Source organism: Pseudoalteromonas atlantica, assembly GCA_007988745.1.
Classification (GTDB): domain Bacteria; phylum Pseudomonadota; class Gammaproteobacteria; order Enterobacterales; family Alteromonadaceae; genus Pseudoalteromonas; species Pseudoalteromonas atlantica.
The window spans coordinates 1-15,593 of sequence record BJUT01000073.1 but is presented as its reverse complement, the minus strand read 5'-3'; the positions used below and the strand labels follow the sequence as shown (position 1 = coordinate 15,593).

Genomic DNA, 15,593 nt, shown 5'->3' with positions numbered 1-15,593 from the left:
CTTAAAAAATTCCTAATTAAGAAATTAAAGCCTGACTCACTATTGAGCCAGACAAGCTAAAATCATATAACAGCGCGAGCTGAAATTATTGTATCTGCAACATTTTTAGAGGCTTCAGCGTACTTCAAAAACTCCATAGAGTAAGAAGCACGGCCCTGTGTTGCAGATCGTAAAGCAGTTGCATAACCAAACATTTCAGAAAGAGGAACCTGAGCATTAACTTGCTTAAGTCCACCTATTGCATCTTCCATGCCTTCGATTATGCCGCGACGACGGTTTAAGTCGCCAACTACATCACCCATGTTTGAGTCAGGAGTGATTACTTCAACCTTCATCATTGGCTCTAAAAGTACAGGGTCAGCTTTAAGCGCCCCAGCTTTCATTGCCATTGAACCTGCAATTTTAAATGCCATTTCATTCGAGTCTACATCATGGAATGAACCATCATATAAAGTCGCTTTAACGCCAAGTAATGGGTAGCCTGCCAGTACACCTTGAGACATTTGCTCTTGGATACCTTTGTCTACCGCAGGGATAAATTCTTTTGGAACCGAACCACCTACAGTTTCGTTAACGAACTCATAAATTGGTGCTTCATCATCCGAAATATCCATCGGTTCAAGTTTAACCCAGACGTGACCATATTGACCACGACCACCTGATTGACGTACAAACTTCCCTTCAACTTCAACAGTTGAACGAATAGCTTCTCGGTATGCAACCTGCGGCTTACCAACGTTACATTCAACACTGAATTCACGTTTCATACGGTCGACAATGATATCAAGGTGAAGTTCACCCATACCAGAGATTATAGTCTGGCCTGATTCTTCGTCAGTTTGTACACGAAAAGACGGATCTTCTGCGGCTAGTTTACCTAGTGCAATACCCATCTTATCTTGGTCAGCGATTGTGCGAGGCTCAACCGCAACAGAGATAACTGGCTCTGGGAACTCCATACGCTCTAGCGTAATGATAGAGTTCGGATCACACAGTGTCTCACCTGTTGTTACGTCTTTAAGACCAATAGCTGCCGCAATATCGCCTGCGTGAACTTCTTTGATCTCTTCACGTGAGTTTGAATGCATCTGTACGATACGACCAAATCGCTCACGCTTACTTTTAACTGGGTTATAAACCGCGTCACCCTGTTTAACAGTACCAGAGTAAACACGGAAAAAGGTTAAAGTGCCAACAAACGGGTCTGTTGCAATTTTAAATGCAAGTGCAGCAAACGGCGCTTTATCATCAGCTGGACGTTCTTCCTCAGTTCCATTTTCTAGGATACCTTGGATTTGTTTCACTTGTGTTGGTGCAGGCATGTATTCAACAACGCCATCAAGCACAGCTTGAACGCCTTTGTTTTTAAATGCACTACCACACGTAATGGGAACAATTTCGTTCGCTAATGTGCGTTGACGTAAGGCAGATTTAATCTCTGCTTCACTTAACTCTTCACCTTCTAAGTACTTATCCATTAGTTCTTCAGAGGCTTCAGCTGCACTTTCAACTAAATGAGAGTGCCATTCTTGAGCGAGCTCTTGAAGTTCTGCCGGTATTGCCTCATAAGAGAAAGTCATACCCTGGTCCGCTTCGTTCCAGTTAATGGCTTTCATTTTTATCAGGTCAATAACACCTTTAAAGTCGTCTTCAGCGCCAATTGGCAACTGGATTGGAACAGGCGTTGCTCCAAGACGAGATTTCACCTGGTCAACAACCGTTAAGAAGTCAGCGCCGGTGCGATCCATTTTATTTACGAAGATCATTCTTGGAACTTCGTATTTGTTCGCTTGGCGCCAAACTGTCTCAGTTTGCGGCTGTACACCTGATGAAGCACAAAGAACAACTACCGCACCATCAAGTACGCGTAAAGAACGCTCTACTTCAATAGTGAAATCTACGTGTCCTGGAGTATCAATGATATTGATACGATGGTCGTCAAATTGAGCGTCCATCCCTTTCCAGAAACACGTTGTTGCAGCAGAAGTGATTGTGATACCACGCTCTTGTTCCTGCTCCATCCAATCCATAGTTGCGGCGCCATCATGTACTTCACCGATCTTATGAGAAAGACCTGTGTAGAACAGAACACGTTCTGTTGTGGTGGTTTTGCCTGCATCTACGTGAGCTACTATGCCGATATTACGGTAGCGCTCAAGTGGAGTTGTACGTGCCATATGATCCTCTTAAAGGTTAAGGACAGATTACCAACGGTAATGTGCGAATGCTTTATTCGCTTCAGCCATACGGTGAACGTCTTCACGTTTCTTAACCGCAGTGCCTTTGTTGTCAGCAGCGTCAACGATTTCTTGAGCTAAACGTAAGCCCATAGATTTTTCGCCACGCTTACGTGCAGCGTCTACTAACCAACGCATACCTAATGCGTTGCGACGTACTGGACGTACTTCAACTGGAACTTGATAAGTTGAACCACCAACACGGCGAGATTTAACCTCTACCTGTGGACGGATGTTATCAAGTGCAGATTCAAAGATTTCTAGGTGCGACTTGCCTGATTTCTCAGCAGCCACGTCTAGCGCACCATAAACAATTTTTTCAGCAGTAGATTTCTTGCCGTCTAGCATTACGATGTTAACGAATTTAGCAAGAAGTTCCGATCCGAACTTAGGATCTGGAAGAATTTTACGTTGACCTATTACGCGTCTTCTAGGCATTTTGTATCTCCGGTTTATTCAGGTTTGTCCTTTTGGAACAATCACCCAAAACAATAATTAATAATATTTAGTGCTTGGCCTTACTAACGGAAAACAATTAGCCTTTAGGGTGTTTTGCACCGTATTTAGAACGAGCTTGACGACGGTCGCTAACGCCTGCACAGTCAAGTGCACCACGTACAGTGTGAAAACGCACACCTGGTAAATCTTTAACACGACCACCACGGATTAGGATTACACTGTGCTCTTGAAGGTTATGACCTTCACCACCGATGTATGATGTTACTTCGAAACCGTTAGTTAAACGTACACGAGCTACTTTACGTAACGCTGAGTTTGGTTTCTTAGGTGTAGTTGTATATACGCGAGTACATACACCACGCTTTTGCGGACACGCTTTAAGCGCAGCTGAGTTACTTTTAGTAACCTTGCTACGACGTGGCTTACGCACTAGCTGGTTAATAGTTGCCATTTAAATAGCTCCTGAAATTAAAATTACTACTGAAAAAAATAAAAAAATCCGCCCTTTTTACAAGCTTGTAACATACATGCAAGTAAATGGGTGGCGGAATTTTAATGAGCAAAGTTTAACCTGTCAACCTAAACTCATCGTAAGACAGTAGATAACTGTCTTACGATTTATTAATCTGTTGATTAATAAGAGTTTATTGATTTCCAGATAAATCTGCGTTCAGAGCATCTGTTAGTGCTTGAGTTGCCTCTTCTGCACTTACTGTTTGCTCTTCAACAACTTCACCCTGCTTGCGGCGAGCCATACGGTCTTGGTGATACGCAAAGCCAGTACCGGCTGGGATCAGACGACCCACAATTACGTTTTCTTTCAGACCACGAAGCTCATCGCTCTTACCATTCACTGCGGCATCTGTAAGAACACGTGTTGTTTCTTGGAAAGACGCTGCCGAGATGAAAGATTCGGTTGCTAGTGATGCTTTCGTGATACCCATAAGTTGTATTTCAAACTTCGCTGGGATTTTACCTTGTTTTTCAAGGTCACGATTAGCGATATTAACGCGAGCTACTTCAATTTGCTCACCCGCTAAGAACTCAGTATCACCGCCGTCAAGGATGGTACATTTACGTAGCATCTGACGAATAATTGTTTCAATGTGCTTATCATTGATCTTAACGCCCTGCAAACGGTAAACCTCTTGCACTTCGTTAACAATGTAGTTAGCAACATGAGTCACACCACGTAGGCGTAAGATGTCATGTGGTGATTCAGGACCATCGGCGATAACTTCACCTTTAGACACTTGCTCACCTTCAAACACGTTAAGTTGACGCCACTTAGGAATCATCTCTTCGTAATGATCGCCTTCAGCTGGTGTAATAACTAAACGTTTCTTACCTTTAGTCTCTTTACCGAAGCTAATAGTACCTGTGATTTCAGCTAAGATAGCTGGATCTTTTGGCTTACGTGCTTCAAATAAGTCGGCTACGCGTGGTAGACCACCCGTGATATCACGAGTTTTCGAACCTTCTTGCGGAATACGTGCAAGTACGTCACCTGGGTTTGCTGTAACGCCATCTGTCACTTCAATCGTAGTGAATGAAGGTAGACGTGTTTCTTGCAAGCCGCGCTCTTCACTTTCGATGATAAGCTTAGGCTCTTTCGCATTTACTTTAGCAAGGTCTTTAACAACTACACGGGTTAAGCCGGTTAGTTCATCAGTTTGTGCTTCCGTATTTGAGTCATCAATATCGCTGAACGAGATTTTTGACTTATGCTCAAGAACGATTGGGTGACTATGCGGGTCCCAAGTAGCAACGATGTCGTTACCTTGAACTTCTGCATTGTCTTGTACTGTTAGTACCGCACCGTAAGGTACTTTATAACGCTCTTTTTCACGACCGAAGCTATCAATGATAGTGATTTCAGTTGAACGTGAAGTAATTACAATCTTACCGTCGGTATTAAGTACATACTTAGCGTTATGTAGTTTTAACGTACCGTCAGTTTTAACTTGTACATTGTTTTCAGCTGATGCTCTTGATGCCGCACCACCGATGTGGAATGTACGCATCGTAAGCTGTGTACCCGGCTCACCGATTGATTGTGCCGCGATAACACCTACTGATTCACCCGCGTTGATGATATGACCACGTGCAAGGTCACGACCATAACACTTAGCACATACACCAAAGTCGTTATCACACGTGATAACAGAACGTACGCGAACTTCATCTACTGAGTGCTCTTCTAAAAGGTCACACAGTTTTTCATCAAGCATGATATTACGTTCTACTAATACAGTATCTGTATTAGGGATAACCACAGGCTCAGCTACAACACGACCTAGTACACGTTCGCGAAGTGCTTCTACAACGTCACCACCTTCAATAAGCGGTTTCATTGTTAAGCCATCTTCTGTGCCACAGTCGTCTTCATTGATCACCAAATCTTGTGCAACGTCTACTAGACGACGCGTTAGGTAACCTGAGTTAGCTGTTTTAAGTGCTGTATCGGCAAGACCTTTACGCGCACCGTGCGTTGAGATGAAGTACTGTAGTACGTTTAGACCTTCACGGAAGTTAGCCGTGATTGGCGTCTCGATGATTGAACCATCTGGACGTGCCATTAGACCACGCATACCTGCTAGCTGACGGATCTGAGCGGCACTACCACGAGCACCTGAATCGGCCATCATAAACACTGAGTTAAATGACGGTTGCTCTTCTTCTTCACCTTTGGCATTGATAACCGTGTCTTTAGACAAGTTGGCCATCATTTCACGTGATAAGTTTTCATTTACACGTGACCAGATATCGATAACTTTATTGTACTTTTCACCAGCCGTTACAAGACCTGATTGGAATTGTTGGTTGATTTCAGTTACCTCAGCTTCAGCTGATTCAATGATTGATGCTTTAACTGGTGGGATAACTAAGTCATCGATACCAATTGAAACACCTGACTTCATTGCGTAGTGGAAACCGGTGTACATAACTTGGTCAGCAAACACAACAGTGTCTTTAAGACCTAGACGACGGTAACACTCGTTTAATAAGCCAGAAATCTGCTTTTTACCTAATGCTTGGTTGATTGACTCAAACGGCATACCTTTAGGTAAAATTAGAGACAGAATTGCACGACCAACAGTAGTGTCGATAAGCGTCACAGTGTCTTCAACAACACCTGCTTCGTTAGTGATTGACTGACTAATACGCACTTTAACGCGCGCGTGAAGTTCTGCGTTACCACTACGGTATGCTTTTTCTGCTTCTTTAGGATCTTTAAATACAATGCCTTCGCCTTTCGCATTAATGCGATCGCGCGTCATGTAGTAAAGACCTAATACAACATCCTGTGAAGGAACGATGATTGGCTCACCATTCGCTGGAGATAGAATGTTGTTAGTAGACATCATTAGTGCACGAGCTTCTAACTGAGCTTCAAGCGTTAACGGTACGTGTACCGCCATTTGGTCACCATCGAAGTCGGCGTTGTAAGCCGCACATACTAATGGGTGTAAATGGATTGCTTTACCTTCAATTAGTACAGGTTCGAACGCTTGGATACCTAAACGGTGAAGTGTAGGTGCACGGTTAAGTAATACTGGATGTTCACGAATTACTTCGTCTAGTACATCCCATACTTCCGCTACTTCGCGCTCTACCATTTTCTTAGCAGCTTTGATTGTCGTAGCCATGCCGCGACGCTCTAATTTGCCATAGATGAATGGTTTGAATAGCTCAAGTGCCATCTTCTTAGGAAGACCACATTGGTGAAGCTTAAGTGTAGGACCAACCGTGATTACAGAACGGCCAGAGTAATCTACACGCTTACCAAGTAAGTTCTGACGGAAACGACCTTGCTTACCCTTGATCATATCAGCAAGAGATTTAAGCGGACGCTTGTTAGAACCTGTAATTGCACGACCACGACGACCGTTATCAAGTAGCGCATCTACCGCTTCTTGTAACATACGTTTTTCGTTGCGTACGATAATATCTGGTGCAGCTAAATCTAATAGACGCTTAAGACGGTTATTACGGTTAATAACACGACGGTAAAGGTCGTTTAGATCAGATGTCGCAAAACGACCACCGTCTAGCGGTACTAATGGACGTAAGTCAGGTGGCAATACTGGAAGTACTGTCATGATCATCCACTCAGGGTTATTGCCTGATTGGTGGAACGATTCCATTAACTTAAGACGCTTAGTGATCTTTTTACGCTTCGTTTCAGAGTTAATTGTTGGTAACTCTTCACGCATTTCTGCAATTAATTGGCCAAGATCAAGTTCACGAAGCAAGTCTAATACTGCTTCTGCACCCATCTTAGCTTCAAACTCATCACCGTGCTCTTCAAGTGCATCTAGGTATTCTTCTTCACCTAATAGTTGACCACGCTCAAGCGTTGTCATACCAGGCTCAGTTACTACGAATGATTCGAAGTAAAGAACACGTTCAATATCACGAAGTGTCATATCAAGCATTAAGCCAATACGAGACGGTAATGATTTTAAAAACCATATATGTGCTACTGGGCTCGCAAGATCGATATGACCCATACGATCACGACGCACTTTTGTAAGTGTAACTTCAACGCCACACTTCTCACAGATCACACCACGGTGTTTAAGGCGTTTATATTTACCACATAAACACTCATAATCTTTCACTGGGCCGAAAATACGGGCACAGAATAAGCCATCGCGCTCAGGCTTGAAAGTACGGTAGTTAATAGTCTCAGGTTTCTTTACTTCACCGTATGACCATGAACGAACCATGTCTGGTGAAGCAAGACCAATGCGAATTGCATCGAATTCTTCGGTCTTATTTTGTTGCTTCAGAAACTTAAGTAAGTCTTTCACCTTAGCTCTCCTGTCGGAGTTAATCTTGAGGGCGGATAATCTCGCCCCTACATTCTATTCAGCCGTAACAGATGCTGCAGGGTTAACTGCAGCATCTAATTGGCTTAATTTTCTTCCAACTCGATGTTGATACCCAGTGAGCGGATTTCTTTCAACAATACGTTGAACGATTCTGGCATACCTGGTTCCATTTTATGGTTACCATCAACGATGTTTTTATACATCTTAGTACGACCGTTCACGTCATCCGATTTCACTGTTAGCATTTCTTGTAGAGTGTAAGCAGCACCGTAAGCTTCAAGTGCCCATACTTCCATCTCACCAAAACGCTGGCCACCGAACTGTGCTTTACCACCCAGCGGCTGCTGAGTAACAAGGCTATAAGAACCAGTAGAACGTGCGTGCATCTTATCGTCAACCAAGTGGTTAAGTTTAAGCATGTACATGTAACCAACAGTTACTTGACGTTCAAACTGATCGCCAGTACGGCCATCATAGAGTGTAACCTGACCACTTCTTGGGTATCCACCAAGCTCTAGCATGTCTTTGATTTCGTCTTCTTTAGCGCCATCAAATGCAGGAGTAGCGATTGGTAAACCACCTTTTAAGTTATCAGCTAAACGACGAATTTCATCATCAGAGAAGCTAGCAATATCTACTTCTTGACGAGATTCACCGATTTCGTAAGCTTGCTTGATGAATTCACGTAGCTCATGTAGCTCACGTTGTTCCTTCATCATTTCCTCTAAGCGCTCACCAATACCACGTGCAGCTAGACCCATATGTGTTTCAAGGATCTGACCGATGTTCATTCGTGATGGTACACCTAGTGGATTTAGTACGATATCTACCGTACGACCTTTGTCATCGTATGGCATATCTTCTACTGGTACGATAGTCGAGATAACACCTTTGTTACCGTGACGACCCGCCATTTTATCACCCGGTTGGATACGACGTTTAACAGCTAGGTATACTTTAACAATCTTAAGTACGCCTGGTGCTAAGTCATCACCTTGAGTAATTTTACGACGTTTGTTTTCAAACTTCTTATCGTATTCAGCTTTAAGCTCATCGTACTGTGCAGCTAGTTGCTCAAGTTCAGCTTGCTTGTCTTCTTGTGCAAGGCTTTGAGTAAGTAGCTTTTCAGCATTTAGTGACGCTAAGTTGTCTTCATCGAAGCCTGCTGCAGCAAGTAGCTTGCGAGCACGGTCTAATACACCAGCTTCTAGAATACGGAACTCTTCGTTGAAGTCTTTCTTCGCTTCGCGAAGCTGCATGTCTTCAACTTCTAACGCACGCTTATCTTTTTCAACACCATCACGGGTGAAAACTTGTACGTCAATTACAGTACCAGTTACAGAGTTTGGTACACGTAAAGAGCTGTCTTTAACGTCAGACGCTTTTTCGCCGAAGATAGCACGCAGTAGCTTCTCTTCAGGTGTTAATTGCGTCTCGCCTTTCGGAGTCACTTTACCTACTAGGATATCGCCGCCTTTAACTTCAGCACCAATATAAACAACGCCTGATTCATCAAGCTTGCCTAGCGCAGACTCACCCACATTCGGGATATCTGCAGTGATCTCTTCAGGACCTAATTTAGTATCACGGGCAACACACTGTAGTTCTTGAATGTGGATAGTCGTTAGACGATCTTCTTCAACTACGCGCTCTGATAGTAAGATTGAATCCTCGAAGTTATAACCGTTCCATGGCATGAATGCCACGCGAAGGTTTTGACCAAGGGCTAAGTCACCTAAGTCAGTCGAAGGACCATCTGCTAACACGTCACCACGAGTAACCGGTTCGCCAACCATGCACGTTGGTTTTTGGTTAATACATGTATTTTGGTTAGAACGTGTGTATTTAGTAAGGTTGTAAATGTCGATGCCCGCTTCACCAGGAATACGCTCATCGTCATGTACGTTTACAACGATGCGGCTAGCATCGGCGTACATTACTTCACCACCACGTTTAGCAACAATCGTTACACCAGAATCTTTCGCTAGTGTTAACTCAATACCTGTACCTACTAACGGCTTATCCGCTTTCAATGTTGGTACTGCTTGACGTTGCATGTTTGAACCCATCAATGCACGGTTAGCATCATCGTGTTCTAGGAACGGGATAAGTGCTGCCGCTACAGAGATCACCTGTTGTGGTGATACATCCATATATTGCTGGTCCATGCGACCCATAAAGGTAGATTCACCTTTGTGACGACACGGAATAAGTTCATCAACAAACTCATTGGTTTCAGTTAAGTTTGAGTTCGCCTGTGCGATAACAAACTGACCTTCTTCAATGGCTGATAAATAATCAACTTCATCAGTTACTACACCATCTACCACTTTACGGTAAGGTGTTTCTAAGAAACCGTAATCATTTGTACGTGCGTACGTAGATAACGAGTTAATTAGACCGATGTTTGGACCCTCAGGAGTCTCGATTGGACATACGCGACCATAGTGAGTTACGTGAACGTCACGTACTTCAAAGCCAGCGCGCTCACGTGTTAGACCGCCCGGACCTAATGCAGAAATACGACGCTTATGCGTTACTTCTGATAGCGGGTTATTTTGGTCCATAAACTGTGATAACTGAGACGAACCGAAGAACTCTTTAACCGCTGCCGAAATAGGCTTAGCGTTAATAAGATCTTGCGGCATTATCGCGTCAAGGTCACCTAAGCTTAAACGCTCACGTACAGCACGTTCTACACGTACTAGACCAACACGGAATTGGTTCTCAGCCATTTCGCCAACACTACGTATACGACGGTTGCCTAAGTGGTCAATATCATCAACATCGCCTTGACCGTTACGAATAGCAATTAATACTTTCATAACAGACACGATGTCTTCTTTGCTTAATGTGCCAGGGCCTGTGTCTGTATCGTAACCAACACGGCTATTGAACTTCATACGACCTACAGTAGATAAGTCATAACGTTCTTCAGAGAAGAATAAGTTCTCGAATAAGGCTTCAGCCGCGTCTTTCGTCGGTGGCTCGCCTGGGCGCATCATGCGGTAAATTTCTACTAATGCTTCTAAACGGTTGCTAGACGAGTCAATATTTAATGTATTTGACATGTAAGCGCCGCTGTCCACTTCATTGATGTATAACGTCTCAATTTTAGTGTGACCTGCTTTAACCAATTCAGCCATCAACTCTAGTGATAGCTCGTCATTAGCGTTTGCAATAACTTCACCTGTTGACTCATCAACATAGTTTTTAGCTACAATACGGCCAATGATGTACTCATGTGGTACTTCTAATTGATTAATGCCTTTTTTCTCGATGCTCTTGATGTGGCGAGCCGTAATACGACGACCGCTTTCAACAAGTACTTCACCGTCTTCGCCTTTGATATCAAAAGCGGCAGTTTCACCACGTAAACGTGAAGGCACAAGTTCCATAAGAACTTTACCGTCAGTTACTTCAAACGCGGTAGTATCGAAGAACATATCTAAGATTTCTTCGCTAGAGTACTCAAGTGCACGTAAAATAATAGACGCCGGTAATTTACGACGACGGTCTATACGTACATATAAGTTATCTTTTGCATCAAATTCGAAGTCTAACCATGAACCACGGTAAGGTATAACGCGTGCGTTATATAATACTTTACCCGATGAATGGGTTTTACCGCGGTCGTTATCAAAGAATACACCAGGGCTACGGTGTAGCTGAGAAACGATAACACGCTCTGTACCATTGATTACAAAAGTACCGGTATCAGTCATGAGCGGAATTTCGCCCATGTAAACTTCTTGCTCTTTAATGTCTTTAACTGTGCCTGGAGCTTCTTTGTCCATAACTACAAGACGCAGTTTCACGCGAAGTGGAGCAGAATAAGTCACACCGCGAATTTGACATTCTTTTACATCGAATACTGGCTCACCAATACGATAACTTACGTATTGAAGCTCAGAATTTCCCGAGTAGCTTTTAATAGGGAACACAGAACGGAAGGCTGCTTCCAAACCATGATCGCCATCAGCGTCTGGGACTAAGAATTTTTTAAACGATTCTAACTGTGTCGACAGTAAGAAAGGTATATCCAAAACTTGTGGACGTTTACCAAAATCCTTACGGATACGTTTCTTTTCAGAATAAGAGTAAGCCATGGGGTTCCTCAGCTTGCTGATCTTTGACCCGACCTGTTCTTGTAAGAACAGACTTAACTGGCATCTATGCCAAGATTTACAACATTTAATTGTTGTTCTAATTAACTCCGTCTTAGCAACACTAGCAAACTATAAAGCGTTGAAAGTAAAGAGAAAATCAGATTTTATTTGAGCTATAGGAATACATAACTCTATAGCGCAAAAAGGCCGGTGATTAAATAATCACCAGCCCTTGCCTGATTACTCAGGCAGCGAACCTAGCGTGAGCTAGATTACTTAACCTCAACTTCAGCACCAGCTTCAGTAAGGTCTTTTTGAAGTGCTTCAGCTTCTTCTTTAGATACACCTTCTTTGATAGGTGCAGGAGCAGCTTCAACAAGAGCTTTCGCTTCTTTAAGGCCTAGGCCTGTTGCGCTACGTACAGCTTTGATTGCCGCAACCTTGTTAGCGCCAGCGCCAGTAAGGATTACGTCAAATTCAGTTTTCTCTTCAGCAGCTTCAGCAGCAGGACCTGCTACCATAGCAGCTGCAGCAGTTACGCCGAATTTTTCTTCCATTGCTTCAACAAGAGCAACAACGTCCATTACTGACATTTCAGCAATTGCGTCAAGGATTTGGTCTTTAGTTACAGACATTACAAATTTCCTAATAATTAACGGACTCTAGGTCCAAATAAATTTACACCGAAAGGGAGGTTAAACAGCTTAAAATTAAGCAGCTTGCTCTTCTTTCTGTACACGTACTGCTTCAATTGTTTTACACAATTTGCCAGCAGACGCTTCTTTCATAGCGCTCATTAAGCGTGCAACAGCTTCATCGTATGTAGGTAATGTAGCAAGCATTGCTGCATCTACAACATTTCCTTCAAAAGCGGCCGTTTTAACTTCGAATTTCTCATTCTTTTTCGCGAAATCTGCGAAGATACGCGCAGCAGCACCAGGGTGCTCTGATGAGAAAGCGATTAAGCTTGGACCAACTAACGAATCAGATAGACATTCAAATTCAGTACCTTCAACAGCACGTTTTGCTAGAGTGTTACGAACAACTTTCATCCATACACCAGCTTCACGAGCTTCTTTACGAAGGGCTGTAATTGCGCCTACTGCTACACCACGAGAATCTGCAACAACTGCAGAAAGAGCACCATTGGCTGCTTCGTTGACTTCAGCAACAATTGCTTTTTTGCCTTGAAGATTTAAAGCCATGGGTGTTACTCCTGGTTTAATGGGTCACCGACACTCGGCTTCCCTGTTTTACTCTTCCCTATCAACAAACTTGATAGAGATGCTTTTTACGGCGAGAGCCAGAAGAGATTAGGAAAAATCTATCTGGGGATTCACACCGTCTACGTAGGTAATATTAAGGCCGAAGCCGCCTACGGTCTTGGACGGAAGCCCAATTTATCGCATCACTCAAGAGCTTAGCGAAATTATGGACTTCAACCCGAATTCTTTACTTGTTAAATAATAAATTATTCAACAAAATGGCGCAAAATTATAGTACAAATTTCACGCCATGTAAACACCTATTAAGCTACAGAAGTGCTTAAAGTGTTTTGGTCAACAGCAACACCTGCGCCCATTGTTGTAGAGATGGTTACTTTCTTAACGTAAACACCTTTAGCTTGAGAAGGTTTAGCCTTCTTAAGCGCAACGATTAGAGCTTCAAGGTTTTGTTGAAGTTGCTCAGCAGTGAAATCAACCTTACCGATAGTAGTATGGATGATACCATTTTTGTCATTACGGTAACGTACTTGACCTGCTTTCGCATTTTTAACTGCTTCTGCAACGTTAGGCGTTACAGTACCAGTTTTAGGGTTAGGCATAAGACCACGTGGACCTAAGATTTGACCTAGTTGACCAACAACACGCATAGCGTCTGGTGATGCAACAACAACGTCAAAATCCATCTCGCCTTTCTTAACTAGTTCAGCAAGATCTTCCATGCCTACTAATTCAGCACCGGCTTCTTTTGCAGCTTCTGCATTAGCGCCTTGAGTGAATACAGCAACACGAACATCACGGCCAGTACCGTTAGGTAGTACAGTTGCACCACGAACGTTCTGGTCAGATTTACGAGCGTCAATACCAAGGTTAACAGCAACGTCAACACTTTCTACGAATTTAGCTGTCGCTAACTCTTTTAAAAGAGCAACTGCTTCATTGATTTCGTAATCTTTAGTTACTTCCACTTTTTCGCGGATAGTACGCATACGTTTAGTTAATTTAGCCATTTCTTAGTCCTCTACGTTCAAGCCCATCGCACGCGCAGAACCTGCGATAGTGCGAACCGCAGCGTCCATATCAGCCGCTGTAAGGTCAGCTCGTTTTGTCTCAACGATCTCTTCAAGTTGAGCACGAGTTACTGTGCCTACTTTTTCAGTGTTAGGACGGCCTGAGCCTGATTTGATACCAGCAGCTTTCTTAAGTAAGTAAGCAGCAGGTGGCGTTTTCATATCGAACGTAAATGAACGGTCACCGTAAACAGAGATCACTACAGGAACTGGAGCGCCTTTTTCGATAGACTCTGTACGCGCGTTAAACGCTTTACAGAATTCCATGATGTTTACACCGTGTTGACCTAGTGCAGGACCTACTGGAGGACTAGGATTAGCCATACCAGCGGCAACTTGTAGCTTGATTAAAGCTTCAACTTTTTTAGCCATTATAAATACCTCATTTGGTGGGTCTTAGCCTTGTGCGCGCGAGGACGCGTACTCTAACGGCTTCCCAGTTTAAAAATTGGTTTCGTACTTTTTGCGAGCAAAAATAAATTTTTGCCTTAATACAAAAAGGCCGCTGATTATAAGTTAATCAGCGGCCTTTTTCAAGCTTCGTGCCAAAATTTAAGTAAATAATGGCGAAGCTTTTTTAATCAATTACTTATCTTGTTCAACTTGACCAAATTCAAGTTCAACCGGTGTAGAACGACCAAAAATAAGTACCGACACTTTCACGCGGCTCTTTTCATAGTCAACTTCTTCAACAACACCGCTAAAGTCAGCAAATGGACCATCAGTAACACGCACAACTTCACCTGGCTCAAATAATGTAGCTGGTTTAGGTGCTTCAGCGTTTTCTTGAAGACGGTTAAGAATGCGTTCTGCTTCTTTAGAACTAATAGGCGCTGGGCGGTCAGAAGTACCACCAATAAAGCCCATTACACGTTCAGTGCTGTTCACTAAGTGCCAGCTTGCATCGTTCATATCCATTTGTACTAGTACGTAACCTGGGAAGAATTTACGCTCAGATTTACGCTTTTGACCAGCGCGCATCTCAACAACTTCTTCTGTTGGTACTAATATTTCACCAAAGCTCTCTTCAAGACCTTCAATTTTAATGTGCTCTGATAACGTTTGCGCTACACGCTTTTCGTAACCAGAGAATGCTTGTACAACGTACCAGCGTAATTTAATTTCTTTGTTCTCATCCGACATGGGATCAGATCTCCAATCCAGTTAAAAAGCCTACAGCGCGGAATAAAATGCCATCTAATCCCCAAAGGATAAGCGCCATAATCACTGTTGCAACCATTACGATTAATGTCGTGTGGGTAGTTTCTTGACGCGTTGGCCAAACAACTTTACGTACTTCAATGCGTGCTTCTTTAGCAAATGCTAAAAAGTCACGGCCTTTAGCGGTTTGCGAGGCAATACCTAAACCTGCTGCTATAGCAACCACAACGCCAATTGCACGTAGTAATACAGACTGATCTGCAAACATGTGATTACCAACAACTGCGCCTGCAAGTAGCGCGATTGCTACTAACCACTTTACCGACTCCATCGCACTTGATGGTGTTTCTACATTCGTGCTCATAATATTATTACCTTAACTACAGACACAACAACCCTACACAACGGCAGGGTTAATCCATTAAAATCTAAACTTAAAAACAGACTTATTTAAACCGATTTTTAACCCCAGACTTACTCAACTTATGAGTAAAAA

The 15,593-nt window shown here is 43.1% G+C and carries 11 protein-coding genes; all 11 read right to left on the bottom strand.

The annotated features are described in order from the left end of the window. Window positions 1–62 precede the first annotated feature (62 nt). The 11 genes from fusA to secE all read right to left on the bottom strand — a co-directional run bounded on the left by fusA (window position 63) and on the right by secE (window position 15,461). The gene (gene fusA / locus PAT01_RS18645; RefSeq protein WP_054983403.1) at window positions 63–2,177 is read right to left on the bottom strand and encodes an elongation factor G; all 2,115 of its coding nucleotides are present in this window, start codon (window positions 2,175–2,177) and stop codon (window positions 63–65) included. Window positions 2,178–2,204: 27 nt separating this feature from the next. Then, window positions 2,205–2,675, bottom strand: a complete 471-nt coding sequence (gene rpsG, locus PAT01_RS18640; RefSeq protein ID WP_004588211.1) for a 30S ribosomal protein S7 — start codon at window positions 2,673–2,675, stop codon at window positions 2,205–2,207. A 97-nt stretch (window positions 2,676–2,772) separates the two neighbouring features. Beyond that, on the bottom strand, window positions 2,773–3,147 hold the full coding sequence (gene rpsL, locus PAT01_RS18635) for a 30S ribosomal protein S12 (protein WP_154945981.1): 375 nt from the start codon (window positions 3,145–3,147) through the stop codon (window positions 2,773–2,775). Window positions 3,148–3,340: 193 nt separating this feature from the next. Beyond that, entirely contained in the window at window positions 3,341–7,513 is a 4,173-nt protein-coding gene (gene rpoC / locus PAT01_RS18630; protein WP_004588210.1) for a DNA-directed RNA polymerase subunit beta', read from the bottom strand. A 104-nt stretch (window positions 7,514–7,617) separates the two neighbouring features. Then, window positions 7,618–11,643 (bottom strand): DNA-directed RNA polymerase subunit beta, encoded by a 4,026-nt coding sequence (gene rpoB, locus PAT01_RS18625; RefSeq protein WP_004588209.1) that lies wholly within the window; start codon window positions 11,641–11,643, stop codon window positions 7,618–7,620. A 272-nt stretch (window positions 11,644–11,915) separates the two neighbouring features. Continuing rightward, complete coding sequence (rplL, locus tag PAT01_RS18620; RefSeq protein WP_004588208.1) at window positions 11,916–12,278, bottom strand: 50S ribosomal protein L7/L12; 363 nt, start codon at window positions 12,276–12,278, stop codon at window positions 11,916–11,918. Window positions 12,279–12,353: 75 nt separating this feature from the next. Next, the gene (gene rplJ / locus PAT01_RS18615) at window positions 12,354–12,848 is read right to left on the bottom strand and encodes a 50S ribosomal protein L10 (protein ID WP_024032046.1); all 495 of its coding nucleotides are present in this window, start codon (window positions 12,846–12,848) and stop codon (window positions 12,354–12,356) included. A 323-nt stretch (window positions 12,849–13,171) separates the two neighbouring features. Further along, a complete protein-coding gene (gene rplA / locus PAT01_RS18610) occupies window positions 13,172–13,876 on the bottom strand; it encodes a 50S ribosomal protein L1 (RefSeq protein WP_004588206.1) in 705 nt (234 codons plus the stop codon). Between the two features lie 3 nt (window positions 13,877–13,879). Beyond that, complete coding sequence (rplK, locus tag PAT01_RS18605; RefSeq protein ID WP_004588205.1) at window positions 13,880–14,308, bottom strand: 50S ribosomal protein L11; 429 nt, start codon at window positions 14,306–14,308, stop codon at window positions 13,880–13,882. 213 nt (window positions 14,309–14,521) lie between these two features. Continuing rightward, entirely contained in the window at window positions 14,522–15,079 is a 558-nt protein-coding gene (nusG, locus tag PAT01_RS18600) for a transcription termination/antitermination protein NusG (RefSeq protein ID WP_024032045.1), read from the bottom strand. A gap of 4 nt (window positions 15,080–15,083) precedes the next feature. Continuing rightward, a complete protein-coding gene (gene secE / locus PAT01_RS18595; protein WP_004588203.1) occupies window positions 15,084–15,461 on the bottom strand; it encodes a preprotein translocase subunit SecE in 378 nt (125 codons plus the stop codon). Window positions 15,462–15,593 lie beyond the last annotated feature (132 nt).

Bases quoted from the DNA above. Each gene is read 5' to 3' on its own strand.
- rpoB (WP_004588209.1), bottom strand. From the start codon at position 11,643: ATGGCTTACTCTTATTCTGAAAAGAAACGTATCCGTAAGGATTTTGGT.
- secE (WP_004588203.1), bottom strand. From the start codon at position 15,461: ATGAGCACGAATGTAGAAACACCATCAAGTGCGATGGAGTCGGTAAAG.
- rplA (WP_004588206.1), bottom strand. From the start codon at position 13,876: ATGGCTAAATTAACTAAACGTATGCGTACTATCCGCGAAAAAGTGGAA.
- rpsL (WP_154945981.1), bottom strand. From the start codon at position 3,147: ATGGCAACTATTAACCAGCTAGTGCGTAAGCCACGTCGTAGCAAGGTT.
- nusG (WP_024032045.1), bottom strand. From the start codon at position 15,079: ATGTCGGATGAGAACAAAGAAATTAAATTACGCTGGTACGTTGTACAA.
- rplL (WP_004588208.1), bottom strand. From the start codon at position 12,278: ATGTCTGTAACTAAAGACCAAATCCTTGACGCAATTGCTGAAATGTCA.
- rpsG (WP_004588211.1), bottom strand. From the start codon at position 2,675: ATGCCTAGAAGACGCGTAATAGGTCAACGTAAAATTCTTCCAGATCCT.
- fusA (WP_054983403.1), bottom strand. From the start codon at position 2,177: ATGGCACGTACAACTCCACTTGAGCGCTACCGTAATATCGGCATAGTA.
- rplK (WP_004588205.1), bottom strand. From the start codon at position 14,308: ATGGCTAAAAAAGTTGAAGCTTTAATCAAGCTACAAGTTGCCGCTGGT.
- rplJ (WP_024032046.1), bottom strand. From the start codon at position 12,848: ATGGCTTTAAATCTTCAAGGCAAAAAAGCAATTGTTGCTGAAGTCAAC.